The sequence below is a fragment of the Gordonia rhizosphera NBRC 16068 genome (assembly GCF_000298195.1).
GTDB classification, from domain to species: Bacteria; Actinomycetota; Actinomycetes; order Mycobacteriales; family Mycobacteriaceae; genus Gordonia; species Gordonia rhizosphera.
The window spans coordinates 18,487-38,946 of the sequence record NZ_BAHC01000164.1 but is presented as its reverse complement, the minus strand read 5'-3'; the positions used below and the strand labels follow the sequence as shown (position 1 = coordinate 38,946).

The window sequence follows — 20,460 nt, the reverse complement described above, 5'->3', positions numbered from 1 at the left end:
ACAGCGTCACGTTAGCCGGCCGCGAGTCCGGTCCTCGACGATCAGGGGGATCCCGACGAGCGAGGAGGACATCATGATCGAGCAAACCGCCACCGTGGCAGAACTCGGCACGATCTTGGGGATCTGGGCGCATCCCGACGACGAGGCGTATCTGTCCGGTGGTCTGATGGCACTGGCGCGCGATCAGGGCTCACGCGTCGTCTGTGTCACGGCGACCCGGGGAGAACTGGGCACCGACGACCCGGACACCTGGCCACCGGCCAGGCTTGCTCGCACGCGTACCGAGGAACTGGCGGCGAGCCTCGAGATCCTCGGGGTTGCCGAACACGTCTGGCTCGACCACGCCGACGGGGAATGCGCGACCGCCGACCATGCGGCCACGATCGGCCGGCTGTCCGAGATCATCGACGACGTGCGGCCGGACACCGTGATCACCTTCGGGCCGGACGGGGTGACCGGACATCCCGACCACCGGATGGTGTCGGCTTGGGCCACAACGGCATTCGATCGTGCCGCGCCGGCCGGCGCTCGCATCTTGCAGCCGACCTCCGCACTGCGTCGGGTGGCCGCCTGGCGTGAGCTCAACGACAGCCTTGGGATCTACCCACCCGGACTTCCGGTCACCACCCCGCCCGAGCGGCTCGCCCTCGACCTGGTTCTGGACCCGCCCACGGCGGCACGCAAGGTCCGTGCGCTCGCGGCACAGGAATCCCAGACCGCGCCGCTGATCGCCGCGATGGGCGTGGCGACCTACACCGCGTGGGTGGCCGACGAATCGTTCGTCGGCCGTCGTCGCCGGATCACCGCTGCGTGAGGTGCCGGTCGATGGCCTCGCGCGCGGCGCCCAGCACCTCAGCGCGGCCGGCCGCGGCGCCATCGTCGGCGCCGGCGCCCGCCGACGCACCTGCGAGGGCCGGTGCGTCGGGGGCGTGGTCGGCGGCGGTGTCGATGAGTGCCGCGGTGTCGTCGTCACCAAGCCGGCGCAACAGCATCGCGAGGTTGCGCAGCGCGGTCCACTGATGGGTCCAGTTGCCCGTCCGGGTGAAGTAGTCGAGCACCTCGCGGTACCCACGTAGTGCCTCGTCGAATCGCCCGGCCGCAGTCCGCGCGGTCAATAGCCCGACCGTCGCCACCCCCGCGAAGAATGTCGCACCGGATTCGTGTGCCAGGTCGATCGCCCGAAGATAGTGGCGCTCGGCGGCCGCGGCGTCGCCGGCGATGTTCTCGATCTCCCCGTCCACGTAGGCCGCCCATGACCGCATCGACGGCGACACCGCAGCCGCCGACCCGCGCGCATTGAGGTCGCGCGCCGTCGCCACATCGCCCGCGTACACGCGGGCCAGGGCAGCGATGCCGAGATTGTCGCGCTGTGGTGCCAGCTCGGCCGCGGCCAGGGAGTGGTCGACGCACCGATCCCACTCACCGCGGGCGAGGTCGGCCACCGACAGCACCGACAGTCCGTACCACCGGTCGGGCCCGTCGGCCAGGTCCAGTCCCACACCTGCCAGGCGTTCGGCCTGCCGGTAATCACCGTCGTGATACCAGGCCTCGCCGGCCATCGCGAACACCGCCCCCGCGCGGGCGTGGCCGGCCAGGGCCGGGTCCGCGGCGAGTTCCTCGGCCCAGTGCCGGATCTCGATCAGATCCCGGTAGGCGATCGCGTTGTACAGGCCCAGGACGATGGCGGCCGTGACATCGACCGCCCCGACGGTGCGTGCCGAGCGCCACGCCGCTCGCAGGTTCGGCATCTCCCGGCGCAGCAACGTGTCGGCGTCGGCCTCGGCCACCGATTCCATACCTGTGCCGATCCGGTCGGCGAGAGCGGACGCCCAGCTCAGCATCCGATCCGTCGCCGCAGCCTGTTCGCCGGCGGCCGCGAGCCGATCGAGGCCGAACGCGCGCAGCGTCTCGAGCATGCGGTACCGGGTGGCGCCGCGGAACGACGCGTCGACCATGGACGCGTCGACGAGCCGGGCCAGCGCCTCGCCGGGCTCGGTGGCCAGGTTCAGTTCGGCGGCGACTCGCTCGGCGGTGTCGAGGTCGACGCCATCGGGAAATACTGACAGACTCCGGAACAGCGCCTGCTCGTCGTCGGACAGCAGCCGATAGGACCATTCGATGGTGGCGCGCAGCGTACGGTGCCGCGCGTCGGTGCTCGACCGCCCGCCGCCGAAGAGATCCAGCGAACGATCCAGCCGCGCATGCAGATCGCGGAGCGAGAACGTGGACAGCCGACCCGCGGCGAGCTCGATCGCCAGTGGCATGCCGTCGAGCCGGGAGACGATGTCGGCGACCGTGGCCAGTTGATCCGGCGTCGGTCGGGCGGCGGGTCGAACCCGTTGTGCGCGTTCGAGAAACAACGCCACCGACGGGAATCCGGCGGGATCGTCGCCGGCCGCCGGAACCGGCAGCGGTGCCAGCCGAAAGACGAACTCGACCGGCAGCCCGAGTGATTCGCGGCTCGTCGCCAGCACTCTCACGTCGGGGCATGCCGCGAGAATGCGGGTCACCGTGTCGCGGGCGGCGTCGGCGAGGTGCTCGCAATTGTCGATGACCAGCGTCGCGGGTTGCTGTCCCAGCACGGCCACACATGCCGCCAGCACGTCGCCGTGTTCCACGCGAAGGTTCAGCGCCGCGGCCAGGGTGTGCGCGATGGCGGCGGCCTCGGTGATGGGGGCGAGCGACACCAGCGTCGTGTTCGGGGTCGCGCGCGCGACCGCGAGCGCGACGCTGGTCTTGCCGACGCCGCCGGGCCCGACGATCGTGACCAGACGCTCGGTTTCCAGTGTTCGCCGCACAGAGGCGATCTGGGTTTCGCGTCCGATCAGTCTCGGAGATCCCGAGAATATCTGCGGCCCAACCGTATCGGGGACCGACGCGGCGATCTCGCGTTCGGTCTCGCTCAGTGCGGCGGACGGGTCGAGGCCGGTCTCGTCGGCCAGTCGCCGGCGAAACTCGCGGGCCACGCGCAGCGCCTCGGGTACGCGTCCGGTGGCGGCGAGTGCGCGCATGTGACCGAGAACCGCCTGTTCGCGCAGCGGATCGGCGGCCCACGACGACGCGGCGAGGTCGGCCACCTGGCCGGCGTGCCCCTCGGTTACCCCGACGGCGACCAGGGCATCGGCGATCTCGCGGTGCAACCGCGCGTATCCCTCGACGGCGGTGGCGATCTGGTCCACCTCGGTGAGGTCGGGAAGCTCCGGGCCGCGCCACAGGTCGTAGGCCTCCCGGAGTGTCTCGAAAGACCCGGGCGACCCGGTTTGCGCGGCCGCCAGCCGGGTGCGGGCCGCGATGACGTCGAGCTCGTCGGGTTCGAGGGCCAGCCGGTACCCGCCCGGCAGCGTCTCGAGCCGGTCCGCGGCGGAACCGAGTTGGGCACGTAGCCGCGAGATGTGGTTCTGCAGCGCCTGCCGTCCGGTGTCCGGGATCCCCGCCGGCCACAACGCGTCGAGGAGTGCATCGACGGGTACGACCGCCCCTTCGGCGATCGCGAGTAGTACCAGCAGGGCCCGACGCTTGGAGCCGGGCACGTCGACGATCTCGCCATCGACGACGAGCCGCAACGGTCCGAGCACCTCGATACGCAGTGTCGATGGTCTGCGCTGGGTGGGCATGGCTGCTCCCGTGTGCTCGTGTCAGCACGACGATAGCCGACGGCAGTGCCGTGACAGCGCGTTCGGCGACTCTTCGGTGGTGGCCGGCATCGTGCCGGTCGACGACACGAAGGAGTACTGAGATGGACCCCGAGAAGGTAACCGAATTCATGGGACAGGTCGTGGCGGACATGGCCGCCACCGACGCGGCGGGTTCGGTGGTGATTGGTGAGCGGCTCGGCCTGTACCGTTCGCTCGCCGAAGGACCGGCGACGCCGGCCGAGTTCGCCACCCGAACCGGTTGTCACGAGCGGTATCTGACCGAGTGGCTGCGCGGTCAGGCCGCGGGTGGGTACGTCACCTACGACCCTGCGACGGGGCGGTTCTCGCTCACCGAGGAGCAGGCGTTCTGCCTCGCCGATCCGGACGGGCCGAACGTCCCCGCGGCCTTCTGCATCGGGCTCGGGACACTGCGCGCGGAACCGAAGATCACCGAGGCCTTCCGCACCGGCGCCGGCGTCGGCTGGCATGAACACGACGAGGATGTCTTCGTCGGGTGCGACGCCTTCTATCGCCCCGGCTACGTCGCGGACCTGGTACCCACCTGGATCCCGGCGCTCGACGGGGTCGAAGACAAGCTGCACGCCGGAGCGCGCGTGGCCGACGTCGGTTGCGGGCTCGGGTCGTCGACACGGCTGATCGCGGCCGCCTACCCGAACAGCTCGGTCGTCGGCGTCGACTACCACGAGGAGTCGATCACCCTGGCGCGCAAGCGGACTGCCGAGGCCGGCCTCGGCGATCGGGTGGGTTTCGAGGTCGCGACGGCGCAGACGTTCCCCGGATCCGACTATGACCTGATCGCGATGTTCGACTGCCTGCACGACATGGGGGATCCGCTGGGCGCGGCCCGCCGGATTCGCGAGGCGTTGACCGACGACGGCACCTGGTTGCTGGTGGAACCGCTCGCCTCCGACGTCGTGGAGGAGAACTTCAATCCGGTGGGACGGCTGTTCTACAGCGCGTCGGTGTTCCTGTGTCTGCCGAACAGCCTGTCGCAGCCGGGTGGCTACACGCTCGGTGCTCAGGCCGGCGAGGCCGCGGTCCGCGAAATCGCCGCCGACGCCGGGTTCACTCGGTTCCGGATGGCCGCCCAGACCGGGTTCAACGCGGTATTCGAGATCCGGCCGTAGTCCGGTCTCGCCACGGCGGTTCCGTCAGACGATGTCTCGGCGGAACGTCGTGGCGCGGCCGAGCACCGCGAAGACCGCGATGTAGGCGAGCATGATGATCACACCCGCCCACCGCGGCAGCAGTTCGACGGTGCCGCTGCCCACCGACGAGTAGAAGCTCGACCCGACGACCGCGTCGGCGGCCGCGCCGGGGAGATACAGCGCGACCGACGATGTCGCGTCGAAGGAGGCGAGCGCCACCCGCGCGATGGGTTCGACCAGCTGTGTGAAGGCGAGCAGGATCACGATGGCCGCCACCTGATTGGAGACCACCGATCCGAATGCGACACCCATGGCGGTCCACAGGACCATCACGAGCATCGACGCCACGATGACCTCCACTGTCCTGCCGTCGGTGAGGTAGGCGCCGTCTCCCTGCCAGGCGAGCACCGGAGCAGCGGTGACCACCACCGCTGCGGTGCCGAGAATCCCGTACAGCAGTCCGATCGGAATGCCCGCGACCAGTTTGGCCGACAGCAGGACAGTGCGGCGCGGCTCCACCAGGAGACTGGTCGTGATGGTCTGGTGGCGGAATTCGCCGGTCACCGCCAAACTGCCGATCACCAGCGCGAATACGTATCCGATCGGGCTGGTGAGCGCATAGATGGAGCGTGCGAGTTCAGCTCCGCTGAGTTGCGTCTGTGGCGGCCGGCCCTCGACTTCGACGGTCAACGAGACGCTGAGCACCAGGCCGATGAATCCGAGGTACAGGACCAGGGCGACCAGCAGGATCCACCACATCCGGGTGGACACGAACTTGCGGTACTCGGCGATCAGCGCGGCCGTCACCGGCGGTCCTCCGACGTGAGCCTCAGGAACACTGATTCGAGATCGGCACCTATATCGACCAGCTGATGCAGTTCGATGCCCGCGGCAAAGGCGGCCGATCCGACGGTGGCACCATCTTGTCCGTCGACCCGGAACCCGCCCGGTCCCTCACTGACGGCCCAGCCGCGGTCGTGGGCCAGTACGGCGAATGCGTCGGGCACGGGTGTGCGCACGCCGACGGCGGTTTCGGCCAGCGATTCGAATTCCGCGAGTGTGGACGCCTGGATGAGCTTGCCACCGCTGATCACGACGACGTCGTCGACGGTGTTGCGCACCTCGGCGAGCACGTGGCTCGAGACCAGCACCGTCCGGCCCTCGTGCGCCAGGGAGCGCAGCAGTTCCCGCAACCACACGATGCCCTGTGGGTCCAGACCGTTGGCCGGTTCGTCGAGAACGATGATCTGCGGGTCGCCCAGCAGTGCGACGGCCAGCCCTAGCCGTTGCCGCATGCCCGTCGAGTACCCGCCCACCCGGCGATCGGCGGCAGGGCCGAGACCGACGAACTCGAGAACCTCGCGGCAGCGTGCAGTCGAGACACCGGTCTGGGGTGCCAGTGTCTTGAGGTGGCCGAGGGCGGTCCGTCCGGGATGGAAACTGGACGCCTCGAGCGCGGCCCCGACCAGCCGCATCGGCCGCGGGATCTCGCGGTACGGCCGGCCGCCGATCACCGCGCGGCCCGCGGTGGGCTCGATGAGACCGAGAACCATCCGCAGGGTGGTCGTCTTCCCTGAGCCGTTGGGACCCAGGAATCCGGTCACCCGTCCGGGCGCGACATCGAACGTCAGACCGTCGACCGCGGTGAGGGTGCCGAAGCGTTTGGTCAAACCTTCGATGGAGATCGCCGACGCTGCCATCTCACCTTCCTGTCGATTCCGGTTGGTCTCGGGCAACGCTACCCGAGGTTGTCGTGCCTTCACACTGTCCGCACCTGCCGTCAGACCCGTGTCGCCCGACGGCAGCACTCGACACCTACCTGCGGATTCGATACGGGCACAATGTGATTCCCGGCTGCGGAAGGTGCCGCCGAGCGACGACGATGCCGGCTCGCGGTGAAGGTGCTCAGCCGAGCAGGTTGACCGCGTTGGCCACGACGAGGCTGAGGACGACGATCGACAGGAGTGATTGTGTGGCCATCGCCAGTTTGACCCAACGCGCCAGTGGCATGACGTCGGTCGGGCTGAAGGCGGTGGCGTTGGTCAGCGCGAGGTAGAGGTAGTCGAAGAAGATCGGTCGCCAACCGGGTGCCGCGAGGCGGGGATCGAGCTGCTGCGGGAAGGCCAGATCGGGGTGTTGGCGCGGATGTAGATGTCTGTTGACGGGCCCGCCGTCGTCGAGTTCCCAGTACAGGAACGCGAAAGCGATGATGGTCTGCAGCCAGATGAGCGCCCCGGAGACGAGCAGTTCGTTTGCCACGGTCGTATCCGGGTTGCCGTGCAACAGATCCCAGACCAGTCGCCCGGCCCCCCACGCCGCGCCCGTGGCGATCGCCGCGACGAGAGCGAGCGACAGAGCCCGGACCCACCGGCCGGGCCGATCGATTCGACCCGGATCGACGATGATGAGGGCCACCAGCACCGTCCCTTCGATCGCGGGCAGCAACCAGTCGGTGCCCGGTGAATAGCGGGCGGGCAGCAGGAACGGCACCGCCATCGAGACGACGACGAATGCTGATGCGGTCCAGCGCCGCTCGGCGCGCGGCCCGTCATCTGTCATTCGGTACCGAGGTCTCGGGTCTCGCCCAATGCCAGAACCTCCAGCGGTGTTTTGGTGAGCGAGTTCTCGCCGAGGAACATGTCGGCCGTGGCCTTGCCTGTGTCGTTGAGCATGATGTCGTGGATCGCGATGCAGCTGCGGGGGGACAGGGCGCGGACGTAGTCGATGGCCTGTTCGGTCGAGATCCACGGTCCGCTGATCGGCAGGAGCAGCGTCTCTACCGGGCGTCCCGGATTCAGGTATGCATCGCCTGGATGAAACAGCTGCCGGTCGATGAGGTAGCCGACGTTGTCGACCAACGGGATCTCGGGATGGATCACCGCGTGATCGGCGACGAAGGTCTCGACGGAGAAGCCGACGATATCGAAGGACTCACCCGTCGAGACCGCATGCACCCGGTCGGAGACCTCGGAGATCGCGCCGGCAATCGACGCGGGCCCGTAGAGGTGCAGATCGTCGTGCGCCTTCATGGCCGCCACGATCTTCTCGGTGTCGAAGTGGTCGAAATGTTCGTGCGTGATCAGCACGGCATCCGCGGCGTCGAGGAGCTCGGCCGCGTCGGGGGTGAACGCCCCGGGATCGATGAGGAGCGTCTTGTCGTCCTTGGTCAGTGTGACGGTGGCGTGTGTGTGCTTGGTGAGGAGCATGAGACCTCCGATGTGCAAGTGATCGCCCGACAAGACCAGGGTAGTTGCAGCGGGCACCTACCCTCCGAAGATCATCAACAATCCCCGGCAAGCGCGAGATCGCCCGACGTGATAGTCGGTAGATCATGGGGTTGGTGGTCGCGGTGGCGGCGATGGTGGCCGGTTTCGCGGTGGCGGTGCTGGCCTCGCGGGTGGCCGTCACCGGCGCGAACAGCCTCGTCGCGCGCACCCGGTTGCCACCCTTCATCGTGGGTATGACCCTCGTGGCGCTGGGCACCGACCTGCCCGAGATGGTCAACTCGATCGCCGCCTCGGTGCAGGGATTGGGCGACGTCAACGTCGGCGACTCGATCGGTTCCGTGGTCACCCAGATCACGCTCGTCCTCGGGTTGATGCCGCTGCTCGGGGGTGCGCTGCTGCTTCCGCGTCGGCGCAGCACGATCGTCGGCGTGGGTATCGTCGGGGCGCTGCTGGTCGGTGCGGCCCTCATGCGTGACGGCGACCTCTCCCGGTTCGACGGGGCCGTGCTCGTCGGTTCCTGGGTGTTGTTGTCGTTCATCGTGTGGCGGTTCGGTGGCGACACGGAGACAGACCCACCGGAGCCGGACGACGGCAGTCACCTCCGTGCGCTCGCACAGCTCGCGGTCGGCCTAGCGATCATCACCGTCGGCGTCATGGCGGCGATCTGGGGTGTCGTCAGGCTCGCCGACGCGGCCGGGGTCCCGGTGTTCCTCGTCAGCTTCTTCGGCGCCTCGCTGGGCACATCGCTACCCGAGTTGCTGTTCAGCGTGACCGCGCTGCGCCGCGGTCACTCGGATATGGCCGTCGGCGACGCCCTCGGCGCATCGATGGTCGACGCGACCCTGTCGATCGGCATCGGCCCGCTCGTCGCGCCCACCCTCGTCTCGACGTCGCTGGTCGAGCGCGGGGTCCTGGTGGCGACGGCATCCGTCGTGTTCGCCGTCGCATTGCTACTGGCGCGGGGCCGGCACACCCGGGTCACCGGCGCGATTCTCGTCGGCATGTACCTGGCCGTCTACGTTGTGCTGCTCGCCTGATCGTTCGACAGGAAGGCCTCGACCTCGGTGCGCACCCGCTCGGTCTGACCCAGTTGGAGGTGGCCGCCCGATTCCAGACTCACGAGCCGGGCGATGGGGATGCGGTCGGCGGCCCGGGCGGCGGCGTCGTAGGACGCCAGCGGATCGTCGGCGGCGTGCACGATCAGCGTCGGGACGCGGGTTCCTCGAGCGGATAGGTGTTGATCTCGGGGTTCGCCACATATGCGTCGAACACTGCGCCGGCGGCACGCAGGCGCACCGGGAAGATGGTGTCGAGCAGCTGCGCCAGCATCCGGCCATCGTCGTCGCCTCGCGGGAACCCCTCGGGGACACCCATCATGCGGGCGAACGCCGGCCGGGCGAACGTCTTGAGCGCCCAGAGCGGCGGGTCGGAGTAGAACGCCTTCGCCCACGCCGGAGGTGCCTGCGCGGTGCCGCTGCCGGGGAAGTTCCCGGAACTGATGATCAGGTGCCGCACCCGATCGGGATGGCGCAGCGCGAACTGCACCGCGGCACTCGTGCCCGCCGAGATCCCGATGACATCAACCGCGGTCAAACCCAGTGTGTCCAGCAACTCGGCGAACGCGTCGGCCTGGCCGGCGACCGACGGGTCGTCGGGAATGTCCGACCCCAGGTAGCCGAACCGGGACGGAGCGATGATCCGCCGGCCTCTGACCGTGTCCCGCACCGACAGCAGCCCGCCGTCGCAGCCGTGGAAGATGCCGTGGCTGACCAGGATCGGATAACCCGAGCCGTATTCGGTGTACTCCACGGCGCCGAACCGGGTGGTGACTGCACGGCGATCCATCGCCTCGACGCGGGCGCGGGCGTCTGCGATGTCGCGGCGGTAGCGCAGTGCGGTGGCACCGCCGGCCGCCGAGAGCGCCGCCACAAGGATCGGGAGGAGGCGGCTCATGGGCGCACCGAGTCGGACTCGAGTCGCTCACCCAGGCGGGCGACCTCGTTGCGGAGCTCTTCGATCTGCAGGGCGGTGGCGGCCTGGTGTGCCGCGTCGCCCTCGGAGACCTGTTCGACGATCCACGACGCGATCGTGGCGGTCACGACACCGATCAGGCTGATACCGCCGATCATCAGACCTGCGGCGACGAACCGCCCGGTGGTGGTCACCGGCGAGAAGTCGCCGTAGCCCACGGTGGTGACGGTGGCCATCGACCACCAGAGGGCCTCGCCGAAGGTGGTCACGGTGGAGTCCGGATGTCCGCGTTCGGCCTCCAGCATCGCCAGCGAGGCGACATAGATCAGCAGCACCGACGAGGCGATCGTGTACATCATCACCTTGCCCCGGATCGCGCCGCCGACCGCCCGATGCATGACGGACAGCATCGCCAGCAGACGCAGAAGTTGCAGCGGCCGAATGGCCGGTAGCAGCACCACCGCGAAGTCGAACAGATGATGGGCGAACCAGCGTAATCGTTGATCGGCGAGTATCAGGCGGGCTGTGTAATCGACGAAGAAGAGGACCCAGGACCCCAGGATGACGACGGCACAGACCGCCTGCCACGTTCCGGTCAGGTCAAGGAGCACCTGGCAGCTGTAGGCCACCAGGAAGCAGAGAGCCACCCCGGCCATCGGCCACTGGGTCCGTCGTTCCCACTGTTGCTGCGAAACCATATCCGACCACAGTAACGGTGAGCGTCGGCCACTGCGCGACCTCGGGGCCACCTCCAGGTCACCGAAACTTCTGATAACCGACAGGTGGTAGCGCGGAGATGATGTGCCGACGTACGTTGAATTAGGTCCCCGACAGCGTCTCCGGCGCTGTGCCGAATGAAGGCGGGTGGCGCGCTGTGGAATTCGTACATTCTGTGGCCGAAGGAGCTGGCAAATACGTCGAATGGGGCGTAATTCAGATATCGGTCACGAACCTGGCGATCATTGCCGTGATGGTCGTCGTGTTCATCCTGGCGCTGATCATTCCGTTTCCGTCCGGACATGGCCCTTCAGCCCATGACCCGTCAGCGCATGGCACGGCCTCCGACGAGGACGGCGGTGAGGATCGATGAGTACCGCCTCGGATCGGATCGGCAAGCAGCACGGGACGGACTCGTCGAACTGGACAGTCCGGGTACGCGGTTGGATCACCCGTCTGGTTCCGCCAGGTGAGGCGCTTCCCGACCGGCAACCCGTCTACGTCGCGTCGTGGATCTACGTCTTCGGTGTGCTCACGATCGCGGCCCTGGTAGTAGTCATCGGTTCGGGCTGTGTCCTGGCGTTGGGCGGCTCAACGTGGTGGCACGTTTCGTCGCTGGGCCATTTCGTCAACTCGGTCCACCTGTGGAGCGTGGAACTGCTCTTCGGGTTCATGGTCATCCACCTGTGGGGGAAGTTCTGGATGGCGGCGTGGCGGGGCGGGCGCTCGATGACCTGGATGACCGGCGTCGTGCTGTTCGTCACGGCGATCGGCGCGTCGTTCACGGGATTCCTGTCGCAGACCAATTTCGACGCGCAATGGATCAGTACCCAGGCCAAGGACGGTCTGAACTCGGTGGGCATCGGGGCGTGGTTCAACGTACTCAATCCGGGACAGATGCTGATGTGGCACATCGTGCTGTTGCCGCTGGGCGTCGGCGCACTCACGCTGATCCACGTGGTGCTGGTGCGGCGTCACGGCGTGGTCCCGCCGATCGGCGCCGACCAGGAGGTCTGAGGTCATGGCCCGTAGGACGCCGGACTCACACGGCTTCCCGACCCGGCCCTACGACCTGGTCAAGGAGTTCACCATCGCCTTGGTGGTCGTTCTCATCCTGAGTGTGGGCCTGGCAGCGATCTTCTCGTCGCCGGATGAGCGACCAATCACGTTGAAGGCGTGGGCACAGGCAGCACCCAATGACGTCATCGCCACTGCCGCCGGTGAACTCGCGGGCACCACGGCAAGTGCCACCTATGGACCTCCGTACAACAACGCCTCGGACGGCCAGAAGCTCGGACCACTGCCGCTGCAGAAGTGGGGCGGAGTCCGCCTGCCGGTCGACTCGGCGGATCTCGTCCTCGATCCGCTCGGAGATGTTCAGAACAACCCACGGCTCGGGGTGGCACTCGCTCGCTGGAAGGCTGCGACACCCGATCAGCGGACCAGGTGGGCAACCGACTATTCGGATGCCATCGGTACCCCGGCAACCGACGGCGAGGCCGCCACCGGGGCGGCCGGCGACCCGGCTGCGGTGGCGCCGGGTGACTACGGACCGGTACCCACCCTGTCGTCAGAGTTCCTCACCTATGCGCTGAGCGGTGGTCTGGAGGGGGCCCTCACCTCGGCCGGCAACTTCTACGGCGGTGACGCCACCCGGTCACTCCTACTGCTGTCCGACGGCGCTTATCTCGAGGACCAGGCGCGGGCAAAGCACCTGGGTGGCGACCAGTGGGGGATGATGAACGAGGTAGGGAACGCCCCGGGCCAGCCGTGGATGTGGCTCTACACCTTCTGGTATCAGGTTCCGCCGTTCTCCACGTCCGACAATGCCGACGCCCTGGTCTGGGGCCTGATGATCCTGCTCACAATTCTGCTGATGCTGGTTCCCTTCATCCCGGGCGTGCGGTCGATTCCGCGATTGATCCCGGTGCACCGGCTGGTGTGGCGGGACTATTACCGGCGCACGACGCGGCCTTGACCTGAGCGTCAGAACAGGCCGACCGCATCGGATGTATCGAGGGCGGCCTCCGCGGTCGCCCATTCTGCCCACATCGATCCGTAGGTCGCCGTTTTGGTGACCGGATTCGACAGCCCGCGCCCGCTCACCCACGCCGCGGCGCGCACGCTCTGGAAGAACAAACCCGTCGCCCGTTGTTCGCCGATCGCGTCGCCGACTATCGAAGCGGTGAACAGTTCGGTCAGGTCGGTGCCGTAATCCTCCTTGATCGACGCGATGATGTCGGGGGTCGCGCTTCCGAGGATCTCTCCATAGTGGTTGAAGTCGGCCCATTGGTCCGCGTCGGTGTGCACCGCGACGATGGCTGCCGGGAGATCGAGAATCAAGTGGGAGTTCATCCCCGAGGTGGCCACCCGGCCACCGCTGTGCCGGCAGTCGGTGGCGAACTGGAAGTGCTGCTGCCATGCGCGGGGCACCTCGCCGCCGGTGACGTGCGCGTTGACGGCCTCGAGGTAGCGATTGACGAAGTTCACCGCGAGACGCTCCGCCCACGGTGTCTCCTGATAGGCGTGTTGCGCGATGGATCGGAGGGTGACGTCGAGGATCGGAGCATAGACGTCGGCGAAGGCGCCGCGAGGGTCTCCCTGACCGGCCCAGATGGAGGCGATCTCATGGACATTGTCGCGGGCCTCGGTCAGTGTGCGGTTCGCCAACGGTGCGGACAGGTCGGCGATGTGCTGACGCTCCGCCGTCGGCAGTGTCGGCCTACAGGTCGTCGTTCCGGAGGTGGCATGCGCGACGGGCGCCGTGAATGCGACCATCGCGAGTGCACCCACGGCGATCATCGCTCGACGGACCGTCGTGCCGGCGATCGTGGTCTTGGGCATGGCCGCGAACTTACTGGTGCGTAAGGTTCGATTCAAACCGAAGTGGCTCACGCCACATCCGCGACAGCTTCAGCGTCCCTTGGTTATTGGTGCCCTGGGATGGGTGTCGCTCAACCGGTGCAGTCTGTGTTCGCCTTCGCGAAGACGTAGCAGTGCAGCGGCGGCGTCGAGACGATAATCAACGTCGGGTCGGATCAACCGGAGCGCCCGGCGTCCCGCTCAATGCGAGCGAAAGTCCTGGTCGGGATCGGCAAGCGGCCTGGTACCGTTTGCCGCAGCCCTGTCCATGCGGTGTCGGACCTCGAACGCGCCGTCGACGATGTACTCGATGTCGTCGGCATCGTGGTTGAGCGGAAGACCGCACCTTCGAGCGGAGCGGCGTATGTCTGACATTGTCGGCGGATCGTCCCACAACGACAGGTTTCCCCGGGCATCCGGGTATAACCCGGATTGGGTCCGTGCAGCAGTCAGCGGGGGAGCGAACTCGCTGTGGCTGACCGAGTGGCTGTGCGAGGCAATGGACCTGCAATCCGGAATGCGCGTCCTCGATCTCGGGGCCGGGCGAGGTGCGTCGTCGGTGTTCCTACATCGCGAGTTCGGCGTCGAGATCTGGTCTGTCGACCTGTGGTTCGGCGTAGACGAACGCGCACAACGGATTCGCGATGCCGGAGTGGCCGCATCGGTGTTCCCCCTACACGCAGACGCACGCGCATTGCCGTTCGCTCGCGACTTCTTCGACGCCATCGTGAGCATCGACTCGTACGTGTACTACGGCACCGACGACCTGTACCTCGGCTATCTCATGCGACTGTTGCGGCCGGGAGGCCGATTTGGGATCGCAGGAGCCGGATTGTTGAGTGAGATCGACGGAGAACCGCCGGCGCATCTGCGGGAGTGGTGGGAACCGGGCATGGCGTGCCTGCATTCCGCGCAGTGGTGGCGTCGGCAATGGACGCGCTCGGGCGTGGTCGACGTCGAGCTATCTGACGCACTCGAAGACGGGTGGCAGTACTGGCTGCAATGGCAGAACGCGATCGCGCCGGACAACGAGACCGAGATCCGAGCTCTGGAAGCCGACGCCGGGCAATACCTCGGCTACGTGCGGGCGGTGGCCCGTCGTCGCGAGGGCGTGATTCCGGATGACCCGATCGGTCTGATCCCGGTCGAGTACGAACGGTATCCGTTGCGGCGCGACGCTGGCTCCGTGAACAACCCTGAGAAATTTACGGGCTGATCGTGGCACCTTCGTCGGCCACCACACCTCCGGTGAACCGGTCGCGGAGGCGCCCATCACGCTTGACCGAAGCCGGTCGCGTCGATCCGCTTTTCACGGCGCTGTCGGACACGTTCGACGCTGATCGCGGGTTGTTCAGGGGCGGGGATCATCGCCGCGGCTGAACGCGATACGGATGAGTTGACGCAGAACGTCGATGTCGATCTGCTCCAGCCGTTTGACGTATACGCACCCCGCTCCCTCGGTGTACGTGCCGAGTTCGGGTAGCAGTGCAGCTCCCTCCGGCAGATCCTTCAGCCCGTAGAAGGTCATCGCGGTCTTACGTGGCGAGAACCCAACCTTGGGCCAATCGCCTTCGGTCCGAGATGTTTTCGACGGCGACACGTAGTGGTAGGAGCCGTAGCCGACGATCGACGGGCCCCACATCACCGGTTGTGCGCCGGTCTCGGTGCGCATGATCTCGTCGACGCGGTGTCCCTCGCCGACCCGACGGGCCGGGGACGCGCCGTCCAGGAAATCCTGCACCGACGCGTCGGTCGGCTGGGTCTTGATCGCCATATGCTCAGCGTAGTGGTGTGCCGGCCGGCCACTCGGAGTCGAAGCGGCCGTCAGCTCCGCGCGCGGGGAAGGCCCCACGAGCGGCCCGACACGTTCGGACAAGGAGTCGAAGCGGCCGTCAGCTCCGCGCGGGGGGAAGGCCCCACGAGCGGCCCGACACGTTCGGACAAAGTCGTTGACTGAGTGAGTCCTGGCGGTACTGTGGTGTCTATCACATAGGCTTGGAGGGAACGCCATGATAACGGCCGAGATGAACGAACTCCATCGCAGCATCGGGGTGCTGCGGCATCACATCGTCACACTGAAAACCAAGTACGGGGATGTCGATGCCGTCCGCCGGATGACCAACGACCTCGATCGGCTCGAGATCGACCTGCACGACTTCGAGCACAAGCCGCCGCCGGTGCTGCGGGCGAAGGGTAAGGAAGACGTGATCTACGTCCCCGACAGCAAGTCAGACGAGGCGGCGTGGCTCGGTGCGCAAGACGAAGGGTTGGGCTTCCACTCGCGTGAGCGCACGAAGTGAGCGCCCCCGCGACTGAGCGGGAGGCTACCGGGGTCTTTTCTCCGGGACGGGCGCGCATTGCGGCGCGAACCCTTCGTGTGGACAGATGGTGGCTGTCGCCACTGCTGACGGTGCTCGGGCTGTCGGTCTTCATCGTCTACGCGACGGTGCGTTCGTTTGTCCGCAGTGCCTACTGGGTTGCGGATTATCACTATCTGACGCCGTTCTATTCGCCGTGCCTGAGTGAATCGTGTGTGCCGGGATCGAGCCATTTCGGGACGCCGTTCCCGGAACTCCCGATGTGGATCCCGCTCGGCTTCGTGGTCCTGCCGTTTCTGCTGGGCTTCCGTGTGACCTGCTACTACTACCGCAGGGCCTATTACCGTTCGTTCTGGTTCTCACCGCCTGCCTGTGCGGTAGCCGAACCCCATGCGCGGTACACGGGGGAGACGCGGCTTCCGCTGATCATTCAGAACGCGCACCGCTACTTCTTCTATGTGGCGGTCATCGTCTCATTGATCAACACCTACGACGCCGTCATCGCGTTCCACGGCAAGGGCGGTGGTTTCGGCTTCGGACTGGGCAACGTGATCCTGGTGGTGAACGTCGTCCTGCTGTGGACCTACACGGTGTCGTGTCATTCGTGTCGGCATGTCACCGGTGGTCGCCTGAAGCACTTCTCGGCGCACCCTGTCCGGTACTGGATTTGGACTCAGGTCTCGAAGCTCAACACCCGACACATGCAGTTCGCCTGGATCACGCTCGGCACGCTGATGCTCACCGATTTCTACATCATGCTGGTGGCCAGCAACACAATCTCTGACCTGCGATTTGTGGGTTGATCCGTCGCCATGCTCGCAATGCCTGTTGCGCAATCGATTTCACGTTTGGGGGGCTTGACCTAGATGACCGAACCGGAACGCCACAAATACGACGTTGTTGTGATCGGTGCCGGCGGTGCCGGTCTGCGGGCGGTAATCGAGGCCCGCGAAAAGGGCTATTCGGTCGCGGTGGTGTGCAAGTCGCTGTTCGGTAAGGCCCACACCGTGATGGCCGAGGGTGGTTGTGCCGCGTCGATGGGCAACGCCAACGAAAAGGACAACTGGCAGACGCATTTCAAGGACACCATGCGTGGCGGCAAGTTCCTGAACAACTGGCGCATGGCCGAACTGCACGCCCGAGAAGCGCCGGATCGGGTGTGGGAACTGGAAACCTATGGTGCGCTGTTCGATCGGACCGCCGACGGGCGCATCGCCCAGCGCAACTTCGGTGGTCACACCTACCCTCGGCTGGCTCATGTCGGTGACCGGACCGGTCTGGAACTGATCCGGACCATGCAGCAGAAGATCGTCTCGCTGCAGCAGGAGGATCACGCGGCCACCGGTGACTACGAGTCACGCATCAAGGTGTTCGCCGAATGCACCATCACCGAACTCCTCAAAGACGGTGGCGCGATCTCGGGAGCGTTCGGCTACTGGCGCGAATCCGGCCGTTTCGTCCTGTTCGAGGCCCCGGCGGTGGTCCTCGCGACCGGTGGTATCGGCAAGTCGTTCAAGGTGACGTCGAACTCGTGGGAGTACACCGGCGACGGACACGCACTCGCGTTGCGTGCCGGGGCGAGCCTGATCAACATGGAGTTCATCCAGTTCCACCCGACCGGGATGGTGTGGCCGCCCAGCGTCAAGGGGATCCTGGTCACCGAGGGTGTTCGAGGCGACGGGGGCGTCCTGAAGAACTCCGACGGCAAGCGATTCATGTTCGACTACATTCCGCCGGTGTTCAAGGGGCAGTACGCGGAGTCGGAAGAAGAGGCCGACAAGTGGCTCGCGGACAACGACAGCGCGCGCCGTACGCCGGACCTCCTGCCACGCGACGAGGTGGCCCGCGCGATCAACGAAGAGGTCAAGGCCGGCCGCGGTACCGAACACGGCGGTGTCTACCTCGATATCGCCTCCCGCATGCCTGCCGACGAGATCATTCGTCGCCTGCCGTCGATGCATCACCAGTTCAAAGAGCTCGCCGACGTCGACATCACGGCCGAACCCATGGAAGTGGGTCCGACCTGCCACTACGTGATGGGTGGGATCGAGGTCGATCCGGACACCGGGGCGTCGCGTGTGCCGGGCCTGTTCGCGGCCGGCGAATGTTCCGGCGGGATGCACGGCTCGAATCGGTTGGGCGGCAACTCGTTGTCCGACCTTCTGGTCTTCGGGCGGCGGGCCGGGCTCGGCGCGGCGTCGTATGTCGAATCCCTGCAGACCCGGCCCCAGGTCTCTGCGGCCGACATCGACCGGGCGGCGGCGTACGCGCTCGCGCCGTTCGATCCTCCCGCCGACGGCAAGCCGGAGAATCCCTACACACTGCACACCGAACTGCAGCAGTTCATGAACGACCTGGTGGGCATCATCCGGAAAGAGGCGGAGGTGCAAGAGGCGATCACGGCCCTCGAAGCCATGCGAAGCCGGCTGGGCGGGATGCAGGTAGAGGGACACCGGCAGTTCAATCCCGGCTGGCACCTCGCCGTCGATCTGCGAAACATGCTGCTGGTCTGCGAATGTGTCGCCAAGGCGGCGCTCCTGCGCACCGAGAGTCGGGGTGGCCACACCCGCGACGACCACCCGGCGATGGACCCGAACTGGCGCAAGACACTGCTGGTGTGCACCGCCGACGCGGGCGACGAGTCGCCGGTGCCGGAGGTCACCGTGGTCAAGGAGGACCAGATCCCGATGCGTCCGGACCTGCTGGAACTGTTCGATTTCCCCGAGATCGAGAAGTACTACACCGCCGGTGAGATCGCCGGTCACCCCGACGCCGGAGCCAACTAGGAGAACTGACATGGGCTACGACGCGAAGTTCCGGGTCTGGCGAGGTGACACCGATTCCGGCGACCTCGAGGACTACACAGTGCTCGTCAACGACGGCGAGGTGGTGCTCGACATCATCCATCGACTCCAGGCCACCCAAGCCCCCGACTTGGCCGTGCGCTGGAACTGCAAGGCCGGTAAGTGCGGATCCTGTTCGGCGGAGGTGAATGGCCGCCCACGACTGATGTGCATGACCCGGATGTCGACGTTCACCGAGGACGAGGTCATCACGGTGACCCCGATGCGGACCTTTCCGGTGATCCGCGATCTGGTCACCGACGTCTCGTTCAACTATGCGAAAGCCCGTGAAATCCAGTCGTTCACGCCACCCGAAGGTCTGAAGCCCGGTGAGTACCGGATGCAACAGGTCGACGTGCAGCGGTCGCAGGAGTTTCGCAAATGCATCGAGTGCTTCCTCTGCCAGAACACCTGTCACGTGGTCCGTGATCACGAGGAGAACAAACAGAACTTTGCCGGACCTCGTTTCCTGATGCGGGTTGCCGAGCTCGACATGCATCCGCTGGACGTGGCCGAGCGACGTGATTCGGCGCAGGCCGAACACGGTTTGGGACTGTGCAACATCACCAAGTGTTGTACCGAGGTGTGTCCCGAGCACATCAAGATCACCGACAACGCGCTGATTCCGATGAAAGAACGCGTCGTGGATCGTCGCTACGACCCGTTGGTGTGGTTGGGTAACAAACTGTTTCGTCGATAGGCCGCGAGGTCATCGCTGCACGAATCTGTTCCCGCTGCATCGATCGAATCCGCGGGAACGAAACGGTGCAGCGGCGACGGACTCGCCATCGTCGGATGGGTTTGGTTAGTCGGATGCCTCACGGAGTCGGCCCGACAGCCGCTCCACGCCGCGGAACAGGGCGCCGTGGTCGAGGCCACCGTCGCCATTTGCGCGCGCCGAGGCCATCAGCGTCGCCATGAGCGAACCGATGGGTGTGATTACCCCCGCATCGCGCGCAGCGGCGGTGACGATACCGAGATCCTTGTGGTGCAGGTCAATTCGGGCGCCCGGCGCGAAGTCACGACGGAGCATCCGGTGGGCCTTGTGATCGAGAACCGACGATCCGGCAAGGCCGCCGGCGAGGACCCGCACCGCGGCCGCGGTGTCCACGTCGTGGGCCTCGAGGAACACCAAGGCCTCCGCGAGGGCCTCGATGTTGGCCGCCACCATGAGCTGATTGGCGGCCTTCACGAGCTGCCCGCTCCCGCTCGGCCCGACATGGGCGACAGTCCCGCCGACCGCTTCGAGTACCGGTGTGGCAGTGGCGAACGCCGCATCGTCACCACCCACCATGATCGAGAGCGTGCCGGCGATCGCACCCTCCTCGCCGCCCGAGACCGGTGCATCGAGAAACGAATGCCCGTGCGCGAGTGCCGCGTCGGCCATCCGTACCGCGACGTCCGGCCGGATGCTGGAGAAGTCGACGATCACCGTGTGCGGTGTCGCGTGCGCGAACACACCGTCGTCGGCGGTGAGCACCTTCTCGACGTCCGTGGAATCGGGGACCATCAGTGCGACGATGTCCGCGTCCGGGACCGCCTGTGCAATCGAAGCGGCAGCGCTGCCGCCGACTTTCACGAGTTCGGCGGATCGGGCGGGTGTCCGGTTGTAGCCGACGACGGTGTGTCCGGCGCGGACCATGTTGATCGACATCGGGCTACCCATGACCCCGAGTCCGATGAATGCGATTGTGGCCACGTGGTGTCCCTTCAGAACT

22 protein-coding genes are annotated in these 20,460 nt (G+C 66.6%); 11 read left to right on the top strand and 11 right to left on the bottom strand.

Going from position 1 to position 20,460, the window contains the following annotated elements:
- Positions 1–73 precede the first annotated feature (73 nt).
- Positions 74–814, top strand: coding sequence for a PIG-L deacetylase family protein (locus tag GORHZ_RS20185; protein ID WP_006336256.1), 741 nt, complete (start codon positions 74–76; stop codon positions 812–814).
- On the opposite strand, the gene GORHZ_RS20180 is transcribed toward GORHZ_RS20185, so the two are convergent.
- A complete protein-coding gene (locus GORHZ_RS20180) occupies positions 801–3,614 on the bottom strand; it encodes an ATP-binding protein (RefSeq protein WP_006336250.1) in 2,814 nt (937 codons plus the stop codon). The genes GORHZ_RS20185 and GORHZ_RS20180 overlap by 14 nt on opposite strands.
- A gap of 122 nt (positions 3,615–3,736) precedes the next feature.
- On the opposite strand from GORHZ_RS20180, the gene GORHZ_RS20175 reads away from it, so the two are divergent.
- Positions 3,737–4,783: a class I SAM-dependent methyltransferase gene (locus tag GORHZ_RS20175; RefSeq protein ID WP_006336248.1), complete on the top strand. Its 1,047-nt coding sequence runs from the start codon at positions 3,737–3,739 to the stop codon at positions 4,781–4,783.
- A 24-nt stretch (positions 4,784–4,807) separates the two neighbouring features.
- On the opposite strand, the gene GORHZ_RS20170 is transcribed toward GORHZ_RS20175, so the two are convergent.
- The 4 genes from GORHZ_RS20170 to GORHZ_RS20155 all read right to left on the bottom strand — a co-directional run bounded on the left by GORHZ_RS20170 (position 4,808) and on the right by GORHZ_RS20155 (position 8,010).
- Positions 4,808–5,611, bottom strand: a complete 804-nt coding sequence (locus tag GORHZ_RS20170) for an ABC transporter permease subunit (RefSeq protein WP_006336246.1) — start codon at positions 5,609–5,611, stop codon at positions 4,808–4,810.
- Positions 5,608–6,504, bottom strand: coding sequence for an ABC transporter ATP-binding protein (locus GORHZ_RS20165; protein ID WP_006336244.1), 897 nt, complete (start codon positions 6,502–6,504; stop codon positions 5,608–5,610). The genes GORHZ_RS20170 and GORHZ_RS20165 overlap by 4 nt, the downstream gene beginning before the upstream one ends.
- 205 nt (positions 6,505–6,709) lie before the next feature.
- Entirely contained in the window at positions 6,710–7,363 is a 654-nt protein-coding gene (locus GORHZ_RS20160; RefSeq protein ID WP_006336242.1) for a hypothetical protein, read from the bottom strand.
- Positions 7,360–8,010, bottom strand: a complete 651-nt coding sequence (locus tag GORHZ_RS20155; RefSeq protein WP_006336241.1) for an MBL fold metallo-hydrolase — start codon at positions 8,008–8,010, stop codon at positions 7,360–7,362. The genes GORHZ_RS20160 and GORHZ_RS20155 overlap by 4 nt, the downstream gene beginning before the upstream one ends.
- Before the next feature lie 125 nt (positions 8,011–8,135).
- Between GORHZ_RS20155 and GORHZ_RS20150 the strand changes: the two genes are divergently transcribed.
- Positions 8,136–9,068: a sodium:calcium antiporter gene (locus tag GORHZ_RS20150; protein ID WP_006336239.1), complete on the top strand. Its 933-nt coding sequence runs from the start codon at positions 8,136–8,138 to the stop codon at positions 9,066–9,068.
- Here GORHZ_RS20150 and GORHZ_RS31785 read toward each other — a convergent pair.
- Genes GORHZ_RS31785 through GORHZ_RS20140 form a run of 3 tightly spaced genes read right to left on the bottom strand, consistent with a single transcriptional unit; the run spans position 9,047 to position 10,700 of the window.
- A complete protein-coding gene (locus GORHZ_RS31785; protein ID WP_006336237.1) occupies positions 9,047–9,229 on the bottom strand; it encodes an alpha/beta hydrolase in 183 nt (60 codons plus the stop codon). The two genes, GORHZ_RS20150 and GORHZ_RS31785, sit on opposite strands and share 22 nt — an antisense overlap.
- A gap of 2 nt (positions 9,230–9,231) precedes the next feature.
- Positions 9,232–9,984 carry an alpha/beta fold hydrolase gene (locus GORHZ_RS20145; RefSeq protein ID WP_006336235.1) on the bottom strand — a complete coding sequence of 251 codons (753 nt, stop codon included), beginning with the start codon at positions 9,982–9,984 and terminating at the stop codon, positions 9,232–9,234.
- Positions 9,981–10,700: a potassium channel family protein gene (locus GORHZ_RS20140; protein WP_006336230.1), complete on the bottom strand. Its 720-nt coding sequence runs from the start codon at positions 10,698–10,700 to the stop codon at positions 9,981–9,983. Before GORHZ_RS20140 ends, GORHZ_RS20145 begins: the two co-directional genes overlap by 4 nt.
- Before the next feature lie 176 nt (positions 10,701–10,876).
- Between GORHZ_RS20140 and GORHZ_RS20135 the strand changes: the two genes are divergently transcribed.
- The 3 genes from GORHZ_RS20135 to GORHZ_RS30600 are packed head-to-tail and all read left to right on the top strand — an operon-like array spanning position 10,877 to position 12,697.
- Complete coding sequence (locus GORHZ_RS20135; RefSeq protein WP_040532650.1) at positions 10,877–11,092, top strand: hypothetical protein; 216 nt, start codon at positions 10,877–10,879, stop codon at positions 11,090–11,092.
- The gene (locus GORHZ_RS30605) at positions 11,089–11,736 is read left to right on the top strand and encodes a cytochrome b N-terminal domain-containing protein (RefSeq protein ID WP_006336228.1); all 648 of its coding nucleotides are present in this window, start codon (positions 11,089–11,091) and stop codon (positions 11,734–11,736) included. The genes GORHZ_RS20135 and GORHZ_RS30605 overlap by 4 nt, the downstream gene beginning before the upstream one ends.
- A 4-nt stretch (positions 11,737–11,740) precedes the next feature.
- Positions 11,741–12,697 (top strand): hypothetical protein, encoded by a 957-nt coding sequence (locus GORHZ_RS30600; RefSeq protein ID WP_006336227.1) that lies wholly within the window; start codon positions 11,741–11,743, stop codon positions 12,695–12,697.
- 8 nt (positions 12,698–12,705) lie between these two features.
- Here the strand turns inward: GORHZ_RS30600 and GORHZ_RS20120 are convergent, their stop codons facing one another.
- Positions 12,706–13,563, bottom strand: coding sequence for a DUF5995 family protein (locus GORHZ_RS20120; RefSeq protein ID WP_040532647.1), 858 nt, complete (start codon positions 13,561–13,563; stop codon positions 12,706–12,708).
- Positions 13,564–13,945: 382 nt separating this feature from the next.
- Between GORHZ_RS20120 and GORHZ_RS20115 the strand changes: the two genes are divergently transcribed.
- A complete protein-coding gene (locus tag GORHZ_RS20115) occupies positions 13,946–14,797 on the top strand; it encodes an SAM-dependent methyltransferase (RefSeq protein WP_006336225.1) in 852 nt (283 codons plus the stop codon).
- Positions 14,798–14,932: 135 nt separating this feature from the next.
- Here the strand turns inward: GORHZ_RS20115 and GORHZ_RS20110 are convergent, their stop codons facing one another.
- Positions 14,933–15,355 carry a DUF1801 domain-containing protein gene (locus GORHZ_RS20110; protein WP_006336223.1) on the bottom strand — a complete coding sequence of 141 codons (423 nt, stop codon included), beginning with the start codon at positions 15,353–15,355 and terminating at the stop codon, positions 14,933–14,935.
- Between the two features lie 235 nt (positions 15,356–15,590).
- On the opposite strand from GORHZ_RS20110, the gene GORHZ_RS20105 reads away from it, so the two are divergent.
- From GORHZ_RS20105 to GORHZ_RS20090, 4 genes are all read left to right on the top strand, one after another.
- Complete coding sequence (locus GORHZ_RS20105; RefSeq protein WP_006336221.1) at positions 15,591–15,881, top strand: Rv0250c family protein; 291 nt, start codon at positions 15,591–15,593, stop codon at positions 15,879–15,881.
- Positions 15,878–16,702: a succinate dehydrogenase subunit SdhC gene (sdhC, locus tag GORHZ_RS20100; protein ID WP_006336219.1), complete on the top strand. Its 825-nt coding sequence runs from the start codon at positions 15,878–15,880 to the stop codon at positions 16,700–16,702. Before GORHZ_RS20105 ends, sdhC begins: the two co-directional genes overlap by 4 nt.
- A 63-nt stretch (positions 16,703–16,765) precedes the next feature.
- A complete protein-coding gene (locus GORHZ_RS20095; RefSeq protein WP_006336218.1) occupies positions 16,766–18,685 on the top strand; it encodes a fumarate reductase/succinate dehydrogenase flavoprotein subunit in 1,920 nt (639 codons plus the stop codon).
- Positions 18,686–18,695: 10 nt separating this feature from the next.
- Positions 18,696–19,442, top strand: a complete 747-nt coding sequence (locus GORHZ_RS20090; RefSeq protein WP_006336216.1) for a succinate dehydrogenase/fumarate reductase iron-sulfur subunit — start codon at positions 18,696–18,698, stop codon at positions 19,440–19,442.
- 105 nt (positions 19,443–19,547) lie between these two features.
- On the opposite strand, the gene GORHZ_RS20085 is transcribed toward GORHZ_RS20090, so the two are convergent.
- Positions 19,548–20,456 (bottom strand): NAD(P)-dependent oxidoreductase, encoded by a 909-nt coding sequence (locus GORHZ_RS20085; RefSeq protein ID WP_280986377.1) that lies wholly within the window; start codon positions 20,454–20,456, stop codon positions 19,548–19,550.
- Positions 20,457–20,460 lie beyond the last annotated feature (4 nt).